This is a genomic window from Novosphingobium sp. BAM6, from assembly GCF_057784955.1.
Genome location: NZ_JBYNTR010000001.1, coordinates 206,583 through 230,471, shown reverse-complemented (window position 1 = coordinate 230,471; position 23,889 = coordinate 206,583). Strand labels below are relative to the sequence as shown.

Genomic DNA, 23,889 nt, shown 5'->3' with positions numbered 1-23,889 from the left:
GGCCGCACGCGGGTGCTTTGCCCGGCGCGTGCCCGCTGCATCTCCGGAACTCCCCGTCCGGCGCGGAACGACCGTCATCGGCAGGTCTCCTGGCTCCCGGATCATCGTCGCGCCTGCCGCCTTCCCGGATCGAGGGACGATCCAGTGGCCGAATGGAAGCGCGGGCTCCCCGGTCACAGTTGCGGGGACAGCGCGGGCCTTGGGGACCGATCCCCGCACCCGCTTCCCTCTTAGTCCGCGTGCCTCCCCCCTGAAAGGCGACCCGCGAAAACCCATGACGTGACATGCGCGTTACCGCCCGCCCCGGAATCTGGCAAGCGCAGGCGTGCCTTGCGAGGCTCTCGTTAAGACCTTTGCGTGTATAGCGCGGCCATAAAGCGACACTGTGCAGCTTCGGGACAGGCCAGCGCGCGCAGATGCGCAAGCTCTCCCGAACGCGTATAGGGCGCGCAGACAGCGTGAACAGCAAGGCATAGCGCGAAGAGCAGACGTGACGACCCATTGGCTCCCTCCCGGCCTCGCGCGCAGCGCGTCGCCCGCAAGGACGCTTCCCGAGGCTGACGGCACCCCCGCCGGAACGCCGGCATGGGAGCCGCGCCCGCGCGACTTCGCGGGGCGGGTGGTTCGCGGCACCGGGCGCCGTCGCCAGCGCATCGTGCGCCGCCGCTGGTCGTTGGCAAGCGCCGTGCTCGCGCTCGTGGCGATCCCCGCTTTCGCCGCGCCCGGTGACTGGCAGCCCTTCCGCCTCCCCGCCGCCGAGGAGGACAGCGGGCAGGTCACGCCGATGCCGTTCGAAACCGCCGCAGGCTCGTTCCCCGGCGCCGCCTTCTATTACCTCGACCTTGCCCCGCCCACACCGCAGATCGGCGACGGCATCCACTCCGACGCGGATGACGGCGCCGACCTTGGCGATGGCCTGCCCGGCAGCACCGGCCCGGCGGCACGCTCGATGATCATCGACGACACCCCGCTCGATCACATGCGCGCACTCCAGTGCCTGACACAGGCGGTCTATTACGAAGCGGCGAGCGAGCCGGACGCCGGGCAGCGCGCGGTGGCGCAAGTGGTGCTCAACCGCGTGGCGCACCCCGCTTTCCCCAACACCGTGTGCGGCGTGGTCTATCAGGGCGCGACGAGAGCGGGCGGGGGCTGTCAGTTCACCTTTACCTGCGACGGCTCGCTGGGCCGCAAACCGGTGGCGCTGTTCTGGGACCGTGCCCGTGCCGTGGCCGCTGCCGCACTGGCGGGCTACGTCTACACGCCGATCGGCCTCGCCACGCATTATCATACGGTACAGGTGCATCCCTACTGGGCGGACAGCCTGCACTACCTCGAAACCATCGGCGCGCACCGCTTCTACGCCCTGCAAGGCCCGGCAGGCGGCGCCGCGACCTTCCGCTTCGTCTATCACGGCGGCGAACCGCTGCCGGTGCCCGGACGGATGGAGACGCCCGCCCAGCGGGCCGCCGATACGCTGGCCTCCGATCCCGTCGCCCTGCAGAAGGCCTATGCCGCGATGGCGCCTGCGCCCGCAGCTTCGGCCAGCCCGGCTGCGATGACGGCCACGCCTGCCCCGTCCTCCACGCCGCCCACCCCGCTCTACTCCAGCGAGGTGCGCGCGCGCGGCGGCGAGGATCTGTACCGTGCGCAGAATCTGCCGCAGACCACCGGCGTAAAGGACGAATACGCCAATTCCGGCCGCTGGATCGCCCAACCCGGACAATAACGCCCGGACAATAGCGCCCCGCTGCGTTTTTCATTTCGAACAGCGGCACGCCGGTCGGATCGACGCACGGGCGACTCGCCTCATCGCAAGTGCGAGAAGCTGGCAAGATTTGGTCAACCATCCCCATGCAGGAAGGCTTAGCGCCTACCGCGCTACTGAGGGGTTCAACGGGGCCAATCACAGACAACCGGCCATAAACGAACGGCCGCAAGACAGGGTACGCGACGCCATGACTATCCGCTTCTCCCCCGCCTTCGGTGGGGCAAGTCCGGCTATTGCCCGGGCCCTGTGCGGCAGCGCGCCACTCAATGGCGCCAACGACAATGCCCTTCGGCACGCTGCGACGCCGCACAAGTCTGACACGTCTACGCCCCCCGTCGCCCTGATCGATCCGCAGCTCGAATGCGCCCTGCGCCATTTCGCCGACCACGGCCTCGCCGCCGCGCGCATTGCCCGAGAGCGGGCCGAAGCCGCCCGACGCGACGGCGACGAGGCTCGCTCGGACCACTGGATCGACATCTGCCGGCAGCTCGACCGCCGTGCCGCCCGCGGATTCGCCCGCGCCTGATTCCCCGGTTCTACCTTCTCGCAGCCCTCCACTTTGCCCTTTCACCGCGCGACTCTGGCAGCCATACAACCGCGACGCGCGCGAAGGGCGTCACGGCAGTTGCAGCAAACGCCGCCCGACGCGGATCACCCCCGCCTCGTCCGAGGCAGGTTGCGTCCCGATGCAACTGCGCGCATCTCTTGGTGAACCGGGAATCGCGCGGTTTCCCGCCATTGTCGCTTGCAATTGAGCGCTTATTGCAACTGCGAACCATTATCTGTAAATTCCGGAATTCTCCGCTTTCGAGCGCCGTTTCGCGGTTGCATTAGCTGCGTGAGGGGCGTACTGCCCGCTCCCGAAACAAACGGCGGCTGCCTTTGCGGGACGAAGCAGATCGCTGTCAGGTCCGGCAGTCCCGCCTTTGGGAAGGACGAAAACGCAAAATGGCTCGTAAGAAGATTGCCCTCATCGGCGCCGGCAACATCGGCGGCACGCTGGCACACCTCGCCGCACAGAAGGAACTGGGCGATATCGTCCTGTTCGACGTGGCTGAAGGTCTCCCGCAGGGCAAGGCGCTCGATCTGTCGCAGTGCGGCCCGGTCGAAGGCTTCGACGCCAAGATCACCGGCACCAACGACTATGCCGACATTGCCGGCGCCGACGTCATCATCGTCACCGCAGGCGTTGCCCGCAAGCCCGGCATGAGCCGCGACGACCTGCTCGGCATCAACCTCAAGGTGATGAAGTCGGTCGGCGAAGGCATCGCCGCCAACGCCCCCGACGCTTTCGTGATCTGCATCACCAACCCGCTCGACGCGATGGTCTGGGCACTGCGCGAGTTCTCGGGCCTCCCCGCGAACAAGGTCGTCGGCATGGCCGGCGTGCTCGATTCGGCCCGCTTCTCGACCTTCCTCGCCTGGGAGTTCGGCGTCTCGATCCGCGACGTGAACACGTTCGTGCTCGGCGGCCACGGCGACACCATGGTTCCGGTCGTCCAGTACTCGACCGTCAACGGCATCCCCGTTCCCGACCTCATCAAGATGGGCCTCTCCACCAAGGAGAAGATCGACGCCATCGTGCAGCGCACCCGTTCGGGCGGCGGCGAGATCGTCGGCCTGCTCAAGACCGGTTCGGCGTTCTACGCACCGGCTGCCTCCGCCATCTCGATGGCCGAAGCCTATCTCAATGACCAGAAGCGCATCCTGCCCGTCGCGGCCTATGTCGACGGCGCCTACGGCGTTGACGGCCTCTACGTCGGCGTTCCGGCGATGATCGGTGCCGACGGCATCGAGAAGATCATCGAGATCGAACTGGACGAGGAAGCCAAGAGCAACCTCCAGGTCTCGGTCGACGCGGTCAAGGAACTGCTCGTGGCCTGCAAGGGCATCGATCCCTCGCTCGCCTGATCCCTGAACATATACCACTGACTCCCCAAGGAGCCGATTAATGTCCATTCTCGTCGACAAGAATACCAAGGTCATCACCCAGGGGATGACCGGTGCCACCGGCACTTTCCACACCGAGCAGGCGCTCGCCTACGGCACCCAGATGGTCGGCGGCGTGACCCCCGGCAAGGGCGGCACGACCCACATCGGTCTGCCCAACTTCAACACCGTTGCCGAAGCCAAGGCCGCGACCGGTGCGACCGCATCGTGCATCTACGTGCCGCCGCCATTCGCCGCCGACTCGATCCTCGAGGCGATCGACGCCGAGATGGAACTCATCATCGCGATCACCGAGGGCATCCCCGTTCTCGACATGGTCAAGGTGAAGCGCGCGCTTTCGGGTTCGAAGTCGCGCCTGATTGGCCCGAACTGCCCCGGCGTCCTGACCCCCGGCGAGTGCAAGATCGGCATCATGCCCGGTTCGATCTTCTCGAAGGGTTCGGTCGGCGTGGTCTCGCGCTCGGGCACCCTCACCTATGAGGCGGTGTTCCAGACCACCAACGCAGGCCTCGGCCAGACCACGGCCGTCGGCATCGGCGGCGACCCGGTCAACGGCACCAACTTCATCGACGTGCTGGAACTGTTCCTCGCCGACGACGCCACCAAGTCGATCATCATGATCGGCGAGATCGGCGGCAGCGCGGAAGAAGAAGCAGCCCAGTTCCTCAAGGACGAGGCCAAGAAGGGCCGCAAGAAGCCGATGGTCGGCTTCATCGCCGGTCGCACGGCGCCTCCGGGCCGCCGCATGGGCCACGCAGGCGCCATCGTCTCGGGCGGCCAGGGCGGCGCCGAAGACAAGATCGCAGCCATGGAAGAGGCCGGCATCCGCGTGAGCCCCTCGCCCTCGCTGCTCGGCGAAACCCTTGTGGACGTCCTCAAGGAATACGCCTGATCTGATGTCCGGTCGGCGGGGAGCAGCGCTCCCCGCCGACCGGAACCATAAAAGCCGGTGCTTTTCAGACGCCGGAACAGGATTTTGCAGCGGACCCAGGACGGCAGGCGCCTCCGGTAACGCATTCCGGCGATATTGACCGGAACCGTGACGGCCCCCACCTGATCCGCGGGATAACAGACTTGAAGCCGCGTCCGGATCACACCCCCCGGCGCGCAGATAGGTGACTTATGGGCGACGAGAGTTTCGACTTCACCGCTGACCAGGGCCTCGATGGTCCCCAGGCCGGTCCCAGCTGGCAGCGCAGCAACTGGCCGCTGGTCGGCGCCGAGTTCGAGGACGACCTGACGCAGGGCCTCGATCCTTCCGCTCTCAAGCTCGCGATCGAGAAGTCGGCCGCCAAGGGCGGCGGCGAGGCCAAGAAGGTCGATCAGGCCAGCCTCGACCAGGCCGCTGCCGACGCCCTTCGCGCAATGAACCTGATCCGCACCTACCGCGTGCGTGGTCATCTCGCTGCCGATCTCGATCCACTGGGCCTCGCCCGCGCCAAGCTCCCCGCCGACCTCACGCCCGAGTACCACGGCTTCACCGGCGCCGCGCTGGACCGCCCCGTCTATGTCGGCGGCAACCTCGGCCTTGAATGGACGACGGTGCGCGAGCTGGTGCAGATCCTGCGCGCCAACTACTGCGGCAAGGTCGGCCTCGAATACATGCACATCTCGGACGTCGAGGAGCGCCGCTTCCTGCAGGAGCGCTTCGAGGGTCCGGACAAGGAAATCGAGTTCACCCCCGAAGGCAAGAAGGCGATCCTTCAGGCCGTCGTGCGCGGCGAGCAGTACGAGAAGTTCCTCGGCAAGAAGTACGTCGGCACCAAGCGCTTCGGCCTGGACGGCGGCGAGTCGATGATCCCCGCGCTCGAAGCCGTCATCAAGTACGGCGGCGTCACGGGCGTGAAGGAAATCGTCTACGGCATGGCCCACCGCGGCCGCCTGAACGTCCTCGCGAACGTGATGGCCAAGCCTTACAAGGTCATCTTCCACGAGTTCTCGGGCGGCACCGCCAACCCCGAGGACGTGGGTGGCTCGGGCGACGTCAAGTATCACCTCGGCACCTCGACCGACCGCGATTTCGACGGCGTGAAGGTTCACATGAGCCTGATGCCGAACCCGTCGCACCTCGAAACCGTGAACCCGCTGGTGCTGGGCAAGACCCGCGCCTATCAGGTGTTCCACGACGACATCGGTGACGACGTCGGCCCCGGTGCCAAGCACAAGCAGGTCCTGCCCGTGCTGATCCACGGCGACGCCGCGTTCGCAGGGCAAGGCGTCAACTGGGAGTGCTTCGGCCTCTCGGGCGTCAAGGGCTACAACACCGGTGGCTGCATCCACTTCGTCATCAACAACCAGATCGGTTTCACGACGAGCCCGCAGTTCGCGCGCAACTCGCCCTACCCCTCGGACATCGCCAAGGGTGTCCAGGCGCCGATCCTGCACGTCAACGGCGACGATCCCGCCGCCGTGACTTTCGTGTGCAAGCTGGCGATCGACTATCGCCAGACCTTTGGCCGCGACATCGTGATCGACATGTGGTGCTATCGCCGCTTCGGCCACAACGAGGGCGACGAGCCCGGCTTCACGCAGCCGCTGATGTACGCCAAGATCCGCCAGCACCCGCCGGTGTCGAAGATCTATGCCGAGCGTCTGGAGAAGGAAGGCGTCATCGACGGCACTTTCCTGGCGCAGGCCGAAGGTGCGTTCACCGCGCACCTCGACGAGGAGTTCGAAGCCTCCAAGACCTACAAGGCGAACCAGGCTGACTGGTTCGGCGGTCGCTGGAGCGGCTTCAACAAGCCCGCCGATCCCGAAACCGCGCGCCGCAGCGTCGACACCGGGCTGGAGCCTAAGCTGTTCGACAGCCTCGGCCGCACGCTGACGACGATCCCCGAAGACCTCACCGTCCACAAGACCCTCGCCCGCGTCCTGTCCGCCAAGGAAGAGATGTTCAAGTCGGGCGAAGGCTTCGACTGGGCGACCGCCGAGGCCCTCGCCTTCGGCAGCCTCGTCTCGGAAGGCTACGGCGTGCGTCTGTCCGGTCAGGACTGCGAGCGCGGCACCTTCTCGCAGCGTCACGCCGTCTGGGTCGACCAGAAGGACGAGCACAAGTACACCCCGCTGACCACGCTGCCGCACGGTCGCTTCGAAGTGCTCAACTCGACGCTGTCGGAATACGGCGTGCTCGGCTTCGAGTATGGCTATGCCAGTGCCGATCCGAAGACGCTGGTGCTCTGGGAAGGCCAGTTCGGCGACTTCGCCAACGGCGCCCAGATAGTGATCGACCAGTACATCGCCGCTGCCGAATCCAAGTGGCTGCGCGCGAACGGCCTCGTCATGCTGCTGCCGCACGGTTACGAAGGCCAGGGGCCCGAGCACTCCTCGGCGCGTCTGGAGCGTTACCTGCAGCTCTGCGCAGAGGACAACATCCAGGTCTGCAACATCACGACGCCGGCGAACTATTTCCACGTCCTGCGTCGCCAGATGAAGCGCTCGTTCCGCAAGCCGCTGATCATCATGACCCCCAAGTCGCTGCTGCGCCACCCGCTGGCGAAGTCGGCTGCTTCGGAGTTCACCGGCGAAAACCACTTCCGTCGCATCCTTTCGGACCCCAAGGCTCCGGAAGACACCGCGACCAAGAAGGTGATCCTGTGCTCGGGCAAGGTCTTCTACGACCTGATCGAGGCGCGCGACGAGAACGAGATCGACGACACCCAGATCATCCGTATCGAGCAGCTCTATCCCTTCCCGGGCGAGCCGCTGGCCGCGCGCCTGTCGCGTATGCCGAACCTCGAAGAGATCGTCTGGTGCCAGGAAGAGCCGCAGAACAACGGCGGCTGGTTCTTCGTCGAATCGCAGATCGAGGCCGCCGCGATCAAGGCCGGTGTCGCCAGCCCGCGTCCGCGCTATGCCGGTCGCAACGCTGCCGCATCGCCGGCCACGGGTCTCGCCAAGCGCCACGTTGCCGAACAGGCCGCGCTGGTTGCCGATGCCCTGCACCTTTCCGTCCGTTCCGAACTCCGTCGCAAGCAGAAGGCTTGAGATAAATCATGTCCATTGAAGTCAAGGTCCCCACGCTCGGCGAATCCGTCTCCGAGGCCACCATCGGCCAGTGGCTGAAGCAGCCCGGTGAAGCCGTTGCCGCCGATGAACCCATTGCCAGCCTCGAAACCGACAAGGTCGCGATCGACGTCATGGCGCCCGAAGCGGGCGTCATGGGCCAGCACATGGCAGCCGAAGGCGACACCGTCGTTGTCGGCGCGCTGATCGCCACGATCGAAGCCGGTTCCGGCGCGCCTGCCGCTCCCAAGGCGGCTGCCCCCGCTCCTACGGCTTCGGCCCCGGCGCCCGCCGCTGCGGTCGCTCCGGCAGCGCCTGCCGCTTCGGACGAGGCTTCGGCCGGTGCTTCGGTGCTCTCGCCTGCGGTTCGCCGCGCGGTGCTGGAGCATGGCATCGACCCCACCTCGATCAAGGGCACCGGCAAGGACGGCCGCATCACCAAGGACGACGTCCTTGAGGCCGCCAAGAACAAGCCCGCTTCCGCAGCGCCTGCCGCTTCGGTTCCCGCTGCGGTCGCCACTTCGGCCCGCAACGAAGAGCGCGTGAAGATGACGCGCCTGCGTCAGACGATCGCCAAGCGCCTGAAGTCCGCGCAGGAAGATGCCGCGCTGCTGACGACGTTCAACGACGTCGACATGTCCGCCGTCATCGCCTCGCGCGACAAGTACAAGGACATCTTCGCCAAGAAGCACGGCATCAAGCTGGGCTTCATGTCCTACTTCGCCAAGGCTTCGGTGCTGGCGCTCAAGGACATCCCGGCGGTCAACGCCCAGATCGACGGCAACGAGATCGTCTACCACGACTACGTCGACATCTCGATCGCGGTCTCGGCTCCGAACGGCCTCGTCGTTCCGGTCGTGAAGGACTGCGACAAGCTGTCGTTCGCAGGCATCGAGAAGGCCATTGCCGGCTTCGGCAAGAAGGCCAAGGAAGGCACCCTGACCATGGCCGACATGGCCGGCGGCACCTTCACCATCTCGAACGGCGGCGTGTTCGGCGGCCTGATGTCGACCCCGATCATCAACCCGCCGCAGTCGGCCGTGCTCGGCCTGCACCGCATCGAGGACCGTCCGGTCGTGCGTAACGGCGAGATCGTGATCCGCCCGATGATGTACATCGCGCTGTCCTACGATCACCGCATCATCGACGGTCGCGAGGCTGTCACCGCGCTCAAGACGATCAAGGAAGCGATCGAGGATCCCACCCGTCTCCTCATCGACCTCTAAGGTTCAAGGCCCCGCCCGCCCCACCGGTCGGGCGGGGTTTTCTCTAGCGCTGAAACGATCAATACCGCTCGTGCCATAATGCGATGCACGAGCGTTGGGAGGCCAACAATGGCTGATTACGATTACGACGTTCTTGTCATCGGTGCCGGCCCCGGCGGTTATGTCGCAGCGATCCGCGCGGCACAGCTGGGCCTGAAGACGGCCTGTGCCGAAGGCCGCGAGACGCTGGGCGGCACCTGCCTCAACGTCGGCTGCATCCCCTCGAAGGCCCTGCTCCACGCCTCGGAATACTTCGAAGCGGCCAAGGGCGGCTCGATGGCCGCGATGGGCATCAAGGTGACGCCCGAGCTGGACCTCGACACCATGCAGGGCCAGCGCAAGGAGGCCGTGAAGGGCCTGACCGGCGGCATCGAGTACCTGTTCAAGAAGAACAAGGTCGACTGGCTGAAGGGCTATGCCCAGTTCAAGGACGCGCACAGCGTCGAGGTTGCGGGCAAGACCGTGACCGCCAAGAACATCGTCATCGCCACCGGCTCGTCGGTCACGCCGCTTCCCGGCGTCGAGATCGACAACGCCAAGGGCATCGTCGTTGACAGCACCGGCGCGCTGGAGCTGGCCTCGGTTCCCAAGAAGATGGTCGTCATCGGTGGCGGCGTGATCGGTCTGGAACTGGGCTCGGTGTGGCGTCGTCTCGGCGCGGAAGTCACCGTGGTCGAGTTCCTCGACCAGCTGCTTCCGGGCATGGACGGCGAAGTGCGCCGCGAAGCCGGCAAGATCTTCAAGAAGCAGGGCATGACGCTCAAGCTCGGCACCAAGGTGACCGGCGTCGAAGTCGTCGGCAACGGCGCCAAGATCACGGTCGAGCCTGCCAAGGGCGGTGACGCCGAAGTGATCGAGGCCGACGTCGTTCTCGTCTCGATCGGCCGCAAGCCGAACACCGAGAACCTAGGCCTTGCCAACATCGGCATCGAACTGAACCAGCGCGGCCAGATCGAGACCGACCACGACTTCGGCACCAAGGTCGATGGCGTGTGGGCGATCGGCGACGTGATCCCCGGCCCGATGCTCGCGCACAAGGCCGAGGACGAAGGCATTGCCGTGGCCGAGAACATTGCGGGCCTGACCGGCATCGTGAACCACGACGTGATCCCCGGCGTGGTCTACACGCAGCCCGAATTCGCAGGCGTGGGCCTGACCGAGGAAGCCGCCAAGGAGCGCGGTGCCATCAAGGTCGGCAAGTTCCCGATGCTGGCGAACTCGCGCGCCAAGACCAACCACGAGCCCGATGGCTTCGTGAAGGTGATCGCCGATGCCGAGACCGACCGCGTGCTCGGCGTGTGGTGCATCGCCTCGGTGGCGGGCACGATGATCGGCCAGGCTGCGCAGGCCATGGAATTCGGCGCAACGTCGGAAGACATCGCCTACACCTGCCACGCGCACCCGACCCACTCGGAAGCGATCAAGGAAGCGGCCATGGCCGTCCTGGGCAAGCCGATCCACATCTGATCCCGATCCCGGCGGAGCGCCCTTGTGTGCTCCGCCGCATCCCGTGCCTGCGACTACCTGCGTTTGGCACGGCGTACTGACGGCGCACCCGGTCCTCGTCCCGGCGTGCGCCGTTTGCCGTTCCGGGGCTCAGCCCCTCACCTCTCCCGGCAGAACCCAGCCCGCATCCGCCAGCCCTCATCCGTTCGTGTCGAGCGCAGTCGAGACACCTGCGCTACCGTGTCTCGACTGCGCTCGACACGAACGGATAAGGGAACGCCGCCCTATCCCCTCTGGTAATTCCCGCCCGTCTCGCCCATCGAACAAGGTATGACCTTCGTCACTGCCGTTGCCCTGCTCGCCTGCCTTGTCCTGCTCCAGCGATACATCCGCCGTGGCCTCTCGGCGACCGCAGCGCTGCGCACGCGGCAGGGACCGCTGAACCGCCGCCAGTTCTTCCGCGACAAGCTGGTCGCGCAGTGGCAGACGATGATCGTCGCGCCGCTTCTTGCCCTGACGCTCTCCGGGCTGCTGCACAGCGCCTTCACGCCCGGAGAGGCCATCGCCCCTGCCGCACGGCTGACAGCCACGCTCACCGGCGCCTCACCGGACGATTTCGACCTGTCGCTGCTGTCTTCGATGGCCGTCACCCTGACGATTGTCATCGTCGTCCTCGAAGCCCTGCCGATCCTGTTTCGCTGGAAACGACGGCTGGTGCTGGGCAACTTCACCGCGCTGCTGCCGCAAAGTCCGGCGGAACTGCCCTATGCGCTGTTTCTCGCGATCGGCGCGGGACTGGGCGAGGAGATGCTGTTCCGGGGTGAAATCCCCCATGCCCTCGCCGCTCTGGGCCTGCCGCTGACAGCAGGCCTGCTGGTGTCCTGCGTGATCTTCGCGGCCTGCCATGTCTATCAGGGGTGGGTGGGCGTCCTGGCGGTAGGCTTTGCCGGACTGCTCCTGACGGCCATCTACGCGATCAGCGGCAACCTGTGGCTGGCGATAGCCGTGCATGTGACCATCGACGTGATCGGACTGGTCATTCGCCCTGCCCTCGGCATGGGACTGAAGCGGCTTCTGCGCCGAAGCTGAGCCCCGAAGCCCGGCATTGCGTCTCTCCCGGCGCAGTGACACTATCGGGCCTCCCCGTCGCAGAAAGTGCTGCCCAAGATGTCGCTTCGCCCCTTCCACCTCGCCTTCCCCGTCCACGATCTTGCCGCCGCCCGCGCCTTCTGGGGCGATCTCATCGGCTGTCGCGAGGGGCGCAGTGCGGACACCTGGGTCGATTTCGACTTCTATGGCCACCAGATCGTCGCCCACCTCGTTCCCGAAATGGCGCAAGGCCCCGTCGGCGCGAATCCGGTCGACGGCCACGGCGTGCCGGTGCCGCATTTCGGCATCGTGCTGGAAAAGCAGGACTGGCAGGCACTGGCCGACCGTCTGACGGCGGCGGGCGTGGACTTCGGGATCAAGCCCTATGTGCGCTTTGCCGGAAAGGTCGGCGAGCAGGCGACGATGTTCTTCCGAGACCCTTCGGGCAACGCCATCGAGATGAAGGCCTTCGCCGATCTCGACCAGCTTTTCGCCACGGCCTGAAAAAAGACCTCGAGCCTTACCCCCACCTCTGAATCAAGACCGCCGCCATGAACCATGGCGGCGATCCGGGGGATTCGTCATCATCTGACGTGAACCGCCAATCGTGGCCATCGTGTGACGGCCAACTCAGCGTTTGTCCCGTTAATCTACCGCGTGACCGTTCACCGTGGCGGTGCGGATACGCCCATCGCCGTCCATCGTGCAGGCGAAGTTGCTGCCGTCGTTCATATGGCCTTCGACGCGATAGCCGCCGTCTTCGGCGCTGCCGACATTGTCGACCTTGCCCATCGACTGCCCATCGCGATCGATCTCCGACGAGCACGAGTCCACCGCGCCATCGAAGCCTACCGCTTCACGATGACCGGAGCGATCGGCATCCGCATCCTGTTCCGTACCGGACGGCGCGTTGCTGTTGGGGCCGGTGTAAGGCGCAGCGCGCGCGAACCCGGCGCTGTCGGCCTGCGGCGGCACGTAGACGGGACGGTTGTCCTCACCCGGCAGCGGACCACCGGGATAGGCCGGCACACCTGCCGGTGCAGCCACCGCCGCGGGCGGCGGCGTCTCATAGTTGTAAACGGGAGGCGCCGGCGGCGGAGGCGGCGTCTTGTTCGCGTTGTTTGCCGCCGTTGCCGCAATCGCACCGACGCCACCGCCGATCAGGAGCGCAGCGAGCAGGCCCGCGCCGCCATCACCATGGTGGTGATGGTGCCAGTACGGCCCCGGCTGCGCGAGAACCGGGGTCGCCGTCAGGGTCAGAGCCGCAGTGGCGGCGAGCAGAGCGGCGGTACGCGAATGCAGAAACGACATGGGCCAATACCTCTGGCGGCGAACTTCAAAGCGAATCGAAACGGCGCCGCAATACCGGGAAGTATGCGCAAATCTTGCTTGCGGCGCCATGAACCATGTGAAGATAGACCGACCGTCAGCCTGCTGCAACGCCTGCGGATACAGCGAGCCCGGTCCACTGCGCGGTGAACGCCAGCACGTCCGCCGCTTCCTCGATCGCCTTGTCGATCGGCTTGCCCGCGCCGTGCCCGGCCCGCGTCTCGATGCGGATCAGGTGCGGGCGCGGTCCGATTTCGGCGGACTGGAGCGCGGCGGCATATTTGAACGAATGGCCCGGCACCACGCGGTCGTCGGTGTCGGCAGTCGTCACCAGCACGGCAGGGTAATCCACGCCCTCGCGCACATTGTGATAGGGCGAATAGGCGCGAAGCACGCGGAAATCCTCCTCGCGATCCGGATGGCCATAGTCGTCCACCCAGTAGCGGCCCGCCGTGAAACGGTTGAAGCGCAGCATGTCCATCACGCCCACCTGCGGCACCGCCGAGGCGACCAGATCCGGGCGCTGATTCGTCACCGCGCCCACCAGCAGGCCGCCGTTCGAGCCGCCCTGGATGCCGAGGCCGTCCTTCGCGGTGATCCCCTCGGCGATCAGGTATTCGCCCGCCGCGATGAAATCGTCGAAGCTGTTCTGCTTGTTCGCCCGGCGTCCGCCGTCGTGCCAGGCCTTGCCGTATTCACCGCCCCCGCGCAGGTTCACCACGGCGTAGACACCCCCTGCCTCGACCCAGGCGAGACGCGATCCCGCGAAGTTCGGCGTCAGCGAGATATTGAACCCGCCATAGCCATAGAGCAGCGTCGGCGCAGGACCAGTGGCCCCCGCCTTGCGCAACACGAACATCGGCACTTTCGTCCCGTCCTTCGAGGCGAAAAAGCGCTGTTCGACCACGAAGTCCGCCGGATCGAACGCCACCTGCGGCTGCGCCCAGACGGTGCTCTCACCGCTGGCGATATCGTAGCGGAAGATCGTCGTGGGATAGTTGAAGCTGGTGAAGGCGTAGAACGTCTCGGTATCGGCCACCGTGCCGCCAAAGCCGCTCGCGGTGCCGATCCCCGGCAGGTCGACCGGCAGGGTGGAGACGCTCCCGTCGGGTGCAAAGCGCCGGATCTCGGTGCGCGCATCGACAAGGTAGCTGGCAAAGATCGCGCCGCCGACCAGCCCGGCGCCTTCCAGCGTCGCGTCCTGCTCGGCCACCAGTTCCTCGACCGTGTCCGGCCCGGCATCGGCGCTGGCGACGTCCATCGCCACGATCCGCCCACGCGGCGCGGCGCGGTCCGTCACCCACAGGAAGCGCGTGCCCTGATTGCCCGCATAGCTCCACATGTTCTCCAGCGCCGGAACCACGGTGCGCGCAGGAGCGTCAGACCGGGTCAGGTCGATCAGCGTGATGCGATAACGGTTGTCCGTGCCTTCGTAAGTGGTGACGACCAGCCAGTCGCCATCGTCGGTGACGCCGGAATAATGGCTCCACGTCGGCTGCTCGGGCGTGGCGTAGATCAGTCGGTCTTCGGCCTGCGATGTGCCGAGGCGGTGGAAGTAGACCGCATGATCCTGCGTGATCGCCTGGAACTCCTCACCGACGGGAGGCTGGGGATAGCGCGAATAGAAGAAGCCCGTGCCGTCCTTCGCCCAGCTGGCACCGAGCGAATACTTCATCCACTCCAGCGTCTCGGGCAGGTCCTCGCCAGTCTCCAGATCGCGCACGCGGGCCTTGCGCCAGTCGCTGCCGCCGTCCTGGATGCCGTAGAGCAGTTTGGAGCCGTCCTCGCTCGGCAGCCATTCCGAAAGCGCAGTGGCCCCGTCCTGCGACCAGCCATTGGGATCGATCAGCACCCGGCCCTCGCCGTCCAGACTGTCACGCAGCCACAGCACCGACTGGCGCTGCAACCCGGTGTTGTGCGAGAAGAAATAGCGGCCGCCCTTGCGCACCGGCACCCCGAAGCGCTCATGATCGAACAGTGCCCTGATCCGCGCGGCGAAGACATCGCGCTGCGGGAGGTTTGCCAGATAGGCCTCGGTCGTGCGGCTCTGCTGCCCCACCCATTCGGCAACGCCCGCATCGTTGCGCACATCGGCCTCCAGCCAGCGGTAGGGATCGGCGACAGTTTCTCCGAACAGGGTATCGTGCGTATCGTCGCGGCGGGTCTGGGGATAGGGGATCTGGGTCATCGTGCAGACCAGATGGGCTCACGCCCCGGCGCTGGCAAGCCCTGCCCTGTCGCTTCCGGTGGACATGAAAAAACGGCCGCGAGCGGGTGGCTCGCGACCGTTTCTCTATCCCGAAGGAAGCCGGAAGTATCCGCCTGGGCTCAGGCCTCGGCGTACTCTTCCGCGTCGCTCATGACCGGACCCGAGTCCTGGCCCTTGGCAGCCACGTCGCGGTCGACCAGCTCGATGATCGCAACCGGAGCGGCGTCCGAAGCGCGGATGCCGGCCTTGATGATGCGGGTGTAACCACCCTCACGGCCAGCGTAACGCTCGGCGAGAACTTCGAACAGCTTCTTCTCCTGCGCTTCGTCCATCAGACGGGCGTGGGCGAGACGGCGGTTCGACAGGCCACCATGCTTGGCAAGCGTGATGAGCTTCTCGACGTAGGGGCGCAGTTCCTTGGCCTTGGGAGCCGTGGTCTTGATCTGCTCGTGCTTGATGAGCGCGGCGGCCAGGTTGCGCAGCAGCGCAGCGCGGTGGCCCGAGGTGCGCTGCAGTTTGCGCTGACCCATTTTGTGACGCATGATCTCTTCTTTCGTTCGTCGGACAGCCGTTCAAGGTACTGCCCGCCGGGCGTTGCATTCGGCCAACGCCCAAAAACCGGTTCACATGGGAGTGAAGCGCTGCCCTAAGAAGGAAAATGGGGCGAGAGTCAAGTCCTGACCATCGCCAGCCACGCCAGCAAAGGCGGCCCCAGCGTCAGCAACCCGATCCCTGCCGCCGCGACCGAAGCCACCAGCACCGCGCCTGCCGACACGTCCTTGATCCGCCCGATCACCGGATCGAGGCCCGGCTCGATCCGGTTGCAGAGCTGTTCGATCGCGGTGTTGAAGGCCTCGGCCAGCCAGACCAGCGCCATAGCCAGAAACAGCCAGCGCCAGTCATTGGCCGAGACCTGCAGAATCAGGCCTGCCGCTGCGGTGGCAATCGTCGCGGCCAGGTGGACACGGGCGTTGTGTTCGTTTCGCACCAGCCAGCGCAGGCCGTTCCACGCAAAGACGAAGCTCTTCAGCCGTGACAGGATGCTGAAACGGGCGGGACGAGCCGGAACATCGGGCGATTCGATCATGGAGCGATCTCACCACAGTGCTGCCCTGCCCGCCAGCCCTCCCCACCGTCGCGCCAGTCGCAAAGAAAAAGGCCCCGCGATTGCTCGCAGGGCCTTGTCCTGTTTCGTATCGGAAGGAACCGATCAGCCGAGCAGTTCCTGCTCCAGCTTCTTGGCCATCTCTTCGATGTTCTCGGGCGGCCAGCCCGGAATGTCCATGCCGAGGCGCAGGCCCATCGACGAGAGGACTTCCTTGATCTCGTTGAGCGACTTGCGGCCGAAGTTCGGCGTGCGCAGCATCTCGGCTTCGGTCTTCTGGACCAGATCGCCGATGTAGATGATGTTGTCGTTCTTGAGGCAGTTGGCCGAACGCACCGACAGTTCCAGCTCGTCCACCTTCTTGAGAAGGTAGCGGTTGAGCTGGTTGGCGTCGTTCTCTTCCGGTGCAGCACCGGCAGCCATGCCGACCATCGGCGCGGCGCCCACGGGGACGATGTCCTCGAAGTGGACGAACAGCGCGAGCTGGTCCTGAAGGATGCGCGCAGCGTAAGCCACCGCGTCTTCCGGCGTGACAGTGCCGTCGGTCTCGACCGAGAGGCTCAGCTTGTCGAAGTCGAGCTCCTGGCCGATACGGGCGTTCTCGACCTTGTAGCTGACCTGGCGAACCGGCGAGTAGAGCGAATCGACCGGGATCAGACCGATCGGCGCGTCCACGGGACGATTGGCGACGGCGGGGACGTAGCCCTTGCCGACGTCAGCAGTCAGTTCCATGTTCAGCGTCGCACCGTCGTCGAGGGTGCAGATCACGAGGTCCTTGTTCATGACCTCGATGTCACCGGTGACGGCGATGTCGCCGGCGGTGACGACAGCCGGACCGGTTGCCGAGAGCTGCAGGCGCTTGGCGCCCTCGCCCTGCATCTTGAGCGCGATCTGCTTGACGTTGAGAACGATGTCCGTGACGTCTTCGCGCACGCCTGCCAGCGAGGAAAACTCGTGCAGAACGTTCTCGATCTTGATCGAGGTCACGGCAGCGCCCTGCAGCGAGGACAGCAGCACGCGACGCAGCGCATTGCCAAGCGTCAGACCGAAGCCACGCTCGAGCGGTTCGGCGACGAAGGTCGCCTTGGTCTTGGGGTCTGGTCCCGGCTTGATCTCAAGGCTGTTCGGCTTCTTGAGTTCCTGCCAGTTCTTGATGTTGACAGTCATGGACTTCCCCTGGGGTGTTCGATGGCGACTTGCCCCTCATGCCTGGTGGAAAGGCATGAAGAACAAACCGATAGACCGGGTGGCGACCGGTACGCCACCCGAAAAAGCACAATCAGACGCGGCGACGCTTCGAAGGACGCACGCCGTTGTGCGGGATCGGGGTAACGTCGCGGATCGAAGTGATCGTGAAGCCGACGGCCTGGAGGGCGCGAAGGGCGCTCTCGCGACCCGAACCGGGGCCCTTGACCTCGACTTCGAGGGTACGCACGCCGTGCTCGGCGGCCTTCTTGCCGGCGTCGTCAGCGGCGACCTGCGCAGCATAGGGAGTCGACTTGCGGCTGCCCTTGAAGCCCATCATGCCGGCCGACGACCACGAAATGGCGTTGCCCTGGGCATCGGTGATGGTGACCATGGTGTTGTTGAAGCTGGCGTTGACGTGCGCAATGCCGCTGGTGATGTTCTTGCGCTCGCGGCGCTTAATGCGCTGGGGTTCGCGTGCCATGTCCGTATATCCTGTCGTAAAACGCTGGAGGAAAGATCGCTGGGCCTGATGGCCCGGCGGATCTTACTTCTTCTTGCCGGCGATCGGCTTGGCCTTGCCCTTGCGGGTGCGCGCATTGGTGTGCGTGCGCTGGCCACGAACCGGCAGACCCTTGCGGTGACGCAGGCCACGGTAGCAAGCGAGGTCCATGAGACGCTTGATGTTCATCGCGGTTTCGCGACGAAGGTCACCTTCCACGGTGTGCTCGGCGTCGATCGTCTCGCGGATCTGCAGGACTTCGGCGTCCGACAGGTCCTGGATGCGGCGGGTGTGATCGATACCCAGCTTGTCGGCGATTTCGAGCGCCTTGGTGCGACCGATACCGTGAATGTAGGTGAGCGCGATGATAACGCGCTTGTTGGTGGGGAGATTGACCCCGGCGATACGTGCCACTTAAAAAACTCCTGCTCCACAGGGTGCCGCAAAGCGCCCTATCTCAACGCTGCAAAATACCCTCGAACCCAAACGGAAACACGCCCGGCGGAGCCATCGCGCAAAAGCGATGCCGATCGGACGGGCCGTTTTTATCGAGCGAAGGGGGCGCTTAGAACGATTCGCAAGCCCTGTCAATGCAGGGGCAAGGACGCGCGACGCCGGAACCGGTGGAGCCGGCCGCGTCAGGATCGTTGTGCTTGCGTATTTACCGCATTTGCGCCGGGCCGTCAAAATTTTCGGCAAATGACCCTCGCAAATATGACAATCCCGAGCGCGACGGGATCAATCGTCGGCTCGGGATCGTGCAATTCCAAAGGGAACGAGCAGGATCAGCCTGCCAGCGCCCCCTCGATCGCCGCTGTCACGGCATCCATGTCGGCCATACCGTCAACCGTCACGACGATGCCGCGTGCCTCGTAGATCGGAAGGATCGGCGCCGTCTTGGCGCGATACTCCGCCATGCGCGTGCGCACGGTCTCGGCATTGTCGTCGGGGCGACGCTTGAACTCGGTGCCACCGCACTTGTCGCAAGTACCCGGAACCCTGGGCTGCTCGAACTTGTCGTGATAGCCCTTCCCGCACGTCGCGCAGGTGAAGCGACCGGTGATACGCTCGACCAGCGCATCCTCGTCGACGACCAGCTCGATCACGCGCTCAAGCTTGCGACCGCGCTCGGCAAGAATCGCATCCAGCGATTCGGCCTGCGCTGCGGTGCGCGGATAGCCATCGAAGATCGCGCCCGTCTCGGCATTCATCGCGTCAAGTTCTTCGCCGATGAGCGCCGAAACGATGGCATCCGATACCAGCTCGCCACGGTCCATCACGGCCTTGGCCTCAAGCCCGACAGGCGTCCCCGCCTTGACGGCAGCGCGCAGCATGTCGCCGGTCGACAGCTGACGCATACCGCGACGCTCGACCAGACGCTGGGCCTGCGTCCCCTTGCCCGCGCCCGGCGGCCCCAACAGGATGATGTTCACGCCTTCATTCCCTCTATGAATTCAGCCGTTGTCCCTGCGCCCCTCAGCGCAGGCGGCCCTTGAGCTTGGCCTTCTTGATCAGATCGCCATACTGGTGCGCCAGCAGGTGCGACTGGATCTGCGTGATGGTGTCAACGGTCACATTGACGACGATCAGCAGGCTGGTGCCGCCCATGAACAGCAGCGGCAGGCCGGTCAGCGACAGGAAGTACTCCGGCACGGTGCAGACAACCGTCAGATAGATCGCACCGATCACCGTCACGCGCGTCAGCACGTAGTCGAGGTAGTCCGCCGTCTTCTTGCCCGGACGGATACCGGGAATGAAGCCACCGTTCTTCTTCAGATTGTCAGCGGTCTCCTCAGGATTGAAGACGACGGCGGTGTAGAAGAAGCTGAAGAAGATGATGCCCGCTGCGTAAAGCAGCATGTAGAGCGGCTTGCCGTGACCCAGGTACTGGTTGAGCGTCACCACGACCTTGCCCATCGTCGAATCGGGATTCAGCGACTTGCCTGCAAACTGCGTGATCGTCAGCGGCAGCAGAAGCAGCGAGCTGGCGAAGATCGGCGGGATGACACCAGCGGTGTTCATTTTGAGCGGCAGGTGGCTGCGATCGGCCTGCATCATGCCGCGCTGCGTGGCGCGCTTGGGATACTGGATCAGCAGGCGACGCTGCGCGCGCTCGAAGAAGCAGATCATCAGGATCAGCGCGATGACCAGTACGATCAGTGCGATGATCAGGATCGAGCCGGTATCACCGGCGCTGTAGGCCTGCCCCAGGTTGCTGGCGAAAGTCGGCATCTGGGCGACGATACCCGCCATGATGATCAGCGAAACGCCGTTGCCCAGACCGCGCGAGGTGATCTGCTCACCCAGCCACAGCAGGAACATCGTGCCGCCGACCAGCGAGATCACCGCGCCGATGCGGAACACGATGCCCGGATCGACAACGGCCTGCGCACCGGTCGAGGCGCCATAGGCCTCAAGGCTGACGGCCAGGAAATACCCCTGCAGCGCGCAGAGGAACACCGTGCCGTAGCGGGTGTACTGGTTCATCTTCTTGCGGCCAGCCTCACCTTCCTTCTTCATCGCCATCAGCGCGGGATGAAGCGAGGCGGCAAGCTGCACCACGATCGAGGCGGTGATGTACGGCATCACGCCGAGCGCGATCAGGCTCATGCGCGAGAGCGAACCGCCCGAGAAGGTGTTGAACAGGTCGAGGATGCCGCCCTGCGTCTTCGAGTAGAGCGTCTGCAGCACGATCGGGTCGATGCCCGGCAGCGGCACGAAGCTGAGGAAGCGGAAGACGATCAGCGCACCGATCGTGAACCAGATGCGGTTCTTCAGCTCGGTTGCCTTGGAGAAGTTGGCCAGGCTGAGCGAGCTGGCGATATTGTCGGCGCGAGAAGCCATGACGATGGGAAGCCTTGAATAAATCTCTTCGGATTCGGCCTTAGCGGCTGCTGCCTGCCTTGTCGAACCCCGGTAACGAAGAGGCAATATGGCGCCTGTCCTGCATTCGGGAAGCCCCGAAATGCAACTAGGCCAAATTGTCCACCCCGCAGCGGCACGAAGGACACATGAAAAAGGGCGAAGCGCCTGAAGCGCCCCGCCCTTTCGCGTTCAGATCATCGCGAAGGACGCGACGAAGAGGCTCAGGCCTCGACGGCTTCCTTGGCGGGGAGGATCACCGAACCGCCGACCTTCTCGACAGCTTCGACAGCGCCCTTCGAGGCACCGGCGACGTTGAAGGTGATCTTGGCAGTCAGTTCGCCCTTGCCGAGCAGACGCACGCCATCCTTGCCACCACGGGCAAGACCGGCAGCCTGGAGAGCGGCATGATCGACAGTCGCGGCGACGTCGAGCTTGCCAGCGTCCACGGCCTTCTGGATCGCACCGAGGTTCACTTCAGCGTAGTCCTTGCGGAACTTGGCGTTGGTGAAGCCGCGCTTCGGGATACGCATGTGGAGCGGCATCTGGCCGCCCTCGAAGCCGTTGATCGAAACGCCCGAGCGTGCCTTGGCACCCTTCTGGCCGCGACCACCGGTCTTGCCCTTGCCCGAGCCGATACCACGGCCGATACGCATGCGGCGGTGACGGGCACCGGCGTTGTCGCGAAGTTCATTCAGTTTCATGTTGTGCACTCGCTTTCGCTTGTTACGCGCTGATAGGAAGCGGCGCCCCTAACGGAAAGCGCCCTGCCTGTCACCCCTCTTTCGCACGGTATCCTGCGGTTATTCGCCCCTGACACCCACCAGCAGCGATGCATCCTCGGGAATCGCGGTGCCATAGGCACTGCGCGCCGGCTCCCAGTGCAGTACATCGGCGCCAAGCGCGCACATGCCGGCATCGTATCCCGGCTGCGAGGTCGCCGGTTCGAATCGGCACGACAACTGCTTGCCGGTATCGTCGAGCGAGATGATCAGGTGATGGCGCGTCAGGTATCGCTTGTTGAAGACCTTGCGGTACTTCTCGTTCAACTCGGTCAGCCCGTGATTGAAATCCGAGATATCCGCGTCGCTCACGCGCGGCGCTTCACGAAGGTCGTTGAAGTCCTCCACCGAGACGAGCGGGCGCATTCGCGTCACCATCGCCCGCCAGTGGATCGCACGAGCGACCTGCATCGGCGATATATGATCGAGAATCGTGTGGCACCCCGGACCCGCCGGACTGGCCTTGTGATCCAGCAGCCATTCCGCTGCATCGCGCTCGCGATAAGCCACGGCCCAGGCAAGCGGCGTGAGCCCGAAGAGATCGGGCCGGTCCAGCGATTTCGGATCGCGCGCCACGGCCTGCGAGAGTGCGCCGAGATCACCACGACGCGCCGCCTGTGCCGCGCTGAGAACGCCAGAAGTCCGTGCGAAATAGCTGAAGCCGTAACGATGCGGGAGCTCTCCACCGGGATTCGGCTCCTCCACGGGCGCGGTCTTCACGCTGCGGCAGACGTCGCGATAAGGATAGCGAGGATCGTCCAGCATCGCCTCATTATAGGCGTGACCGAATTTCGACAGCGCACCGGCAGCTGCATAGCCTTCCAGCTTGTCGTCAGTGTCGTGGTAGGCGATCACCCGGGTCATACGCTGGTCGAGACGGTCGCCGACCCGGCATTCGGCACCGAAGTCCTCGGTGGAGACACCGCCCTCGCCGATGCTGGCCACCAGGCGGAAATCGCCCGCGGCGAGCGCCTTGCCCGCTTCCTTCACGGCATCGGCAGCACCCTGCCGCAGTTCGGCCCGCAAGGCATCATCCATGCGCTCCCTGGAGGCTAGCACCTGTGGGTCCGACATCGGATCGACGCAACTCGCCCGGATGTCGACCGGCGCGCCCTCCACCTGGTCAACCTGCGTTTCTTTCTGGCCGCAGGCGCTCAACGCTACCAGCGCAGCACCAAGGGCAAGGATCGATCCGAGGCGTTTGGCCACTCACAGACTCCAGAGAAAAACGGGGAAACGGCGCCTTAGAGCATTTTCCGGCAGCTTGGAAACAACCCTCAAGGCGGAAAATGCGAGAATCGCAGACTTCCCTGCATTTCGACCGGATGCCCCCCGCCGCAAGCGCCGGAAGGGCGATCTCGAGGTGCAGCAATGCCGGTTCACAGTGCACACGAAAAAGCCCCGGCGTTTCCACCGGGGCTTTGTTCTTGTCAGTATCGGAATGTCAGGAACATCCCGGACCGATCAGTCGACGATGGCGACCATGTGCGGAAGCTTGGCAATCGCGCCACGAACTTCAGCAGTGTCGTCGAGTTCGACGACACGGTGCATCTTGCCAAGGCCCAGACCGATCAGGATCTTCTTCTGGCTCTCGGGACGACGGATCGGCGAACCGATCTGCTTGATCTTGATCTTCGCCATGATGCTTACTCCGCGATGGCTTCGGCAGCGGCCTCGGCCTCTGCTTCGGTTGCACCACCGCGACCAAGCAGGTCAGCGACCTTCTTGCCACGACGCTGTGCGACCGACTTCGGCGAAGTCTGGTCCTGCAGCGCGTCGAAGGTGGCGCGGATCATGTTGTACGGGTTCGAGGTGCCGACCGACTTGGTCACGACGTCGTGGACGCCCAGGCTCTCGAACACGGCGCGCATCGGACCACCGGCGATGATGCCCGTACCGGCAGGCGCCGTACGCACGTTCACCTTGCCGGCGCCGAAGTGGCCCTTGCCGTCGTGATGGAGGGTACGACCCTCCTTCAGCGCGACGCGGATCATCTTCTTCTTGGCCGAAGCGGTTGCCTTGCTGATCGCCTCGGGCACTTCGCGAGCCTTCGAGTGACCGAAGCCCACGCGACCCTTGCCGTCGCCGACAACGACGAGCGCTGCGAAACCGAAGCGCTTGCCGCCCTTCACGGTCTTGCTGACGCGGTTGATGTGGACGAGCTTCTCGATGAGCTCCTCGCCCTGCTCTTCCTCGTCACGACGACCACCGCGACGGTCGTCACGGCGGCCGCCACGGCCACCGCGCTCACCGCCACGATCATTGCCGCGACCACGACCGCCGCGACCGCCGCGATCACCGCCACGAGCGTTGTCGCCGCGTGCTTCGGTGGCCTCGGTAGCCTGGGGGGTTTCCGCCGCGATCGGCGTTTCGTTGGTGTTTTCGTCAGCCATGA

At 65.1% G+C, this 23,889-nt stretch carries 22 protein-coding genes and 1 riboswitch; of the genes, 9 read left to right on the top strand and 13 right to left on the bottom strand.

What is annotated here, in order from left to right:
• Positions 1-62: 62 nt before the first annotated feature.
• Positions 63-288: riboswitch (cobalamin riboswitch) on the bottom strand.
• 202 nt (positions 289-490) lie between these two features.
• From AC3EC3_RS01225 to AC3EC3_RS01185, 9 genes are all read left to right on the top strand, one after another.
• A complete protein-coding gene (locus tag AC3EC3_RS01225) occupies positions 491-1,726 on the top strand; it encodes a cell wall hydrolase (protein WP_488487896.1) in 1,236 nt (411 codons plus the stop codon).
• A gap of 229 nt (positions 1,727-1,955) precedes the next feature.
• On the top strand, positions 1,956-2,294 hold the full coding sequence (locus tag AC3EC3_RS01220; RefSeq protein WP_488487895.1) for a hypothetical protein: 339 nt from the start codon (positions 1,956-1,958) through the stop codon (positions 2,292-2,294).
• Positions 2,295-2,716: 422 nt separating this feature from the next.
• Positions 2,717-3,679: a malate dehydrogenase gene (mdh, locus tag AC3EC3_RS01215; protein WP_488487894.1), complete on the top strand. Its 963-nt coding sequence runs from the start codon at positions 2,717-2,719 to the stop codon at positions 3,677-3,679.
• 40 nt (positions 3,680-3,719) lie between these two features.
• A complete protein-coding gene (gene sucD / locus AC3EC3_RS01210; protein WP_260927168.1) occupies positions 3,720-4,610 on the top strand; it encodes a succinate--CoA ligase subunit alpha in 891 nt (296 codons plus the stop codon).
• Between the two features lie 230 nt (positions 4,611-4,840).
• Positions 4,841-7,702 (top strand): 2-oxoglutarate dehydrogenase E1 component, encoded by a 2,862-nt coding sequence (locus AC3EC3_RS01205; RefSeq protein ID WP_488487893.1) that lies wholly within the window; start codon positions 4,841-4,843, stop codon positions 7,700-7,702.
• An 8-nt stretch (positions 7,703-7,710) separates the two neighbouring features.
• Positions 7,711-8,946: a 2-oxoglutarate dehydrogenase complex dihydrolipoyllysine-residue succinyltransferase gene (gene odhB / locus AC3EC3_RS01200; RefSeq protein ID WP_488487892.1), complete on the top strand. Its 1,236-nt coding sequence runs from the start codon at positions 7,711-7,713 to the stop codon at positions 8,944-8,946.
• Between the two features lie 108 nt (positions 8,947-9,054).
• A complete protein-coding gene (gene lpdA, locus AC3EC3_RS01195) occupies positions 9,055-10,452 on the top strand; it encodes a dihydrolipoyl dehydrogenase (protein WP_488487891.1) in 1,398 nt (465 codons plus the stop codon).
• 309 nt (positions 10,453-10,761) lie between these two features.
• A complete protein-coding gene (locus AC3EC3_RS01190; RefSeq protein WP_488487890.1) occupies positions 10,762-11,520 on the top strand; it encodes a CPBP family intramembrane glutamic endopeptidase in 759 nt (252 codons plus the stop codon).
• A 78-nt stretch (positions 11,521-11,598) separates the two neighbouring features.
• Positions 11,599-12,024 (top strand): VOC family protein, encoded by a 426-nt coding sequence (locus tag AC3EC3_RS01185; protein WP_488487889.1) that lies wholly within the window; start codon positions 11,599-11,601, stop codon positions 12,022-12,024.
• A gap of 141 nt (positions 12,025-12,165) precedes the next feature.
• Here the strand turns inward: AC3EC3_RS01185 and AC3EC3_RS01180 are convergent, their stop codons facing one another.
• The 13 genes from AC3EC3_RS01180 to rpsE all read right to left on the bottom strand — a co-directional run bounded on the left by AC3EC3_RS01180 (position 12,166) and on the right by rpsE (position 23,887).
• Positions 12,166-12,831 (bottom strand): hypothetical protein, encoded by a 666-nt coding sequence (locus AC3EC3_RS01180; protein ID WP_488487888.1) that lies wholly within the window; start codon positions 12,829-12,831, stop codon positions 12,166-12,168.
• A 115-nt stretch (positions 12,832-12,946) separates the two neighbouring features.
• Positions 12,947-15,037, bottom strand: a complete 2,091-nt coding sequence (locus AC3EC3_RS01175; protein WP_488487887.1) for a prolyl oligopeptidase family serine peptidase — start codon at positions 15,035-15,037, stop codon at positions 12,947-12,949.
• A 140-nt stretch (positions 15,038-15,177) separates the two neighbouring features.
• Entirely contained in the window at positions 15,178-15,600 is a 423-nt protein-coding gene (rplQ, locus tag AC3EC3_RS01170) for a 50S ribosomal protein L17 (RefSeq protein ID WP_260927150.1), read from the bottom strand.
• A 128-nt stretch (positions 15,601-15,728) separates the two neighbouring features.
• On the bottom strand, positions 15,729-16,145 hold the full coding sequence (locus tag AC3EC3_RS01165) for a diacylglycerol kinase family protein (RefSeq protein WP_488487886.1): 417 nt from the start codon (positions 16,143-16,145) through the stop codon (positions 15,729-15,731).
• A 123-nt stretch (positions 16,146-16,268) separates the two neighbouring features.
• Positions 16,269-17,330 carry a DNA-directed RNA polymerase subunit alpha gene (locus AC3EC3_RS01160; protein ID WP_260927144.1) on the bottom strand — a complete coding sequence of 354 codons (1,062 nt, stop codon included), beginning with the start codon at positions 17,328-17,330 and terminating at the stop codon, positions 16,269-16,271.
• Between the two features lie 112 nt (positions 17,331-17,442).
• Entirely contained in the window at positions 17,443-17,832 is a 390-nt protein-coding gene (gene rpsK, locus AC3EC3_RS01155; RefSeq protein WP_007011846.1) for a 30S ribosomal protein S11, read from the bottom strand.
• 63 nt (positions 17,833-17,895) lie between these two features.
• Entirely contained in the window at positions 17,896-18,264 is a 369-nt protein-coding gene (gene rpsM / locus AC3EC3_RS01150; protein WP_103099215.1) for a 30S ribosomal protein S13, read from the bottom strand.
• A 371-nt stretch (positions 18,265-18,635) separates the two neighbouring features.
• Complete coding sequence (locus AC3EC3_RS01145; RefSeq protein WP_488487885.1) at positions 18,636-19,283, bottom strand: adenylate kinase; 648 nt, start codon at positions 19,281-19,283, stop codon at positions 18,636-18,638.
• A 43-nt stretch (positions 19,284-19,326) separates the two neighbouring features.
• Entirely contained in the window at positions 19,327-20,694 is a 1,368-nt protein-coding gene (secY, locus tag AC3EC3_RS01140) for a preprotein translocase subunit SecY (protein ID WP_488487884.1), read from the bottom strand.
• Positions 20,695-20,936: 242 nt separating this feature from the next.
• Complete coding sequence (rplO, locus tag AC3EC3_RS01135) at positions 20,937-21,416, bottom strand: 50S ribosomal protein L15 (RefSeq protein ID WP_488487883.1); 480 nt, start codon at positions 21,414-21,416, stop codon at positions 20,937-20,939.
• A 99-nt stretch (positions 21,417-21,515) separates the two neighbouring features.
• The gene (locus tag AC3EC3_RS01130) at positions 21,516-22,703 is read right to left on the bottom strand and encodes an ankyrin repeat domain-containing protein (RefSeq protein WP_488487882.1); all 1,188 of its coding nucleotides are present in this window, start codon (positions 22,701-22,703) and stop codon (positions 21,516-21,518) included.
• A 255-nt stretch (positions 22,704-22,958) separates the two neighbouring features.
• On the bottom strand, positions 22,959-23,135 hold the full coding sequence (gene rpmD, locus AC3EC3_RS01125) for a 50S ribosomal protein L30 (protein ID WP_488487881.1): 177 nt from the start codon (positions 23,133-23,135) through the stop codon (positions 22,959-22,961).
• Positions 23,136-23,140: 5 nt separating this feature from the next.
• Entirely contained in the window at positions 23,141-23,887 is a 747-nt protein-coding gene (gene rpsE, locus AC3EC3_RS01120) for a 30S ribosomal protein S5 (RefSeq protein WP_488487880.1), read from the bottom strand.
• Between the last annotated feature and the right edge of the window lie 2 nt (positions 23,888-23,889).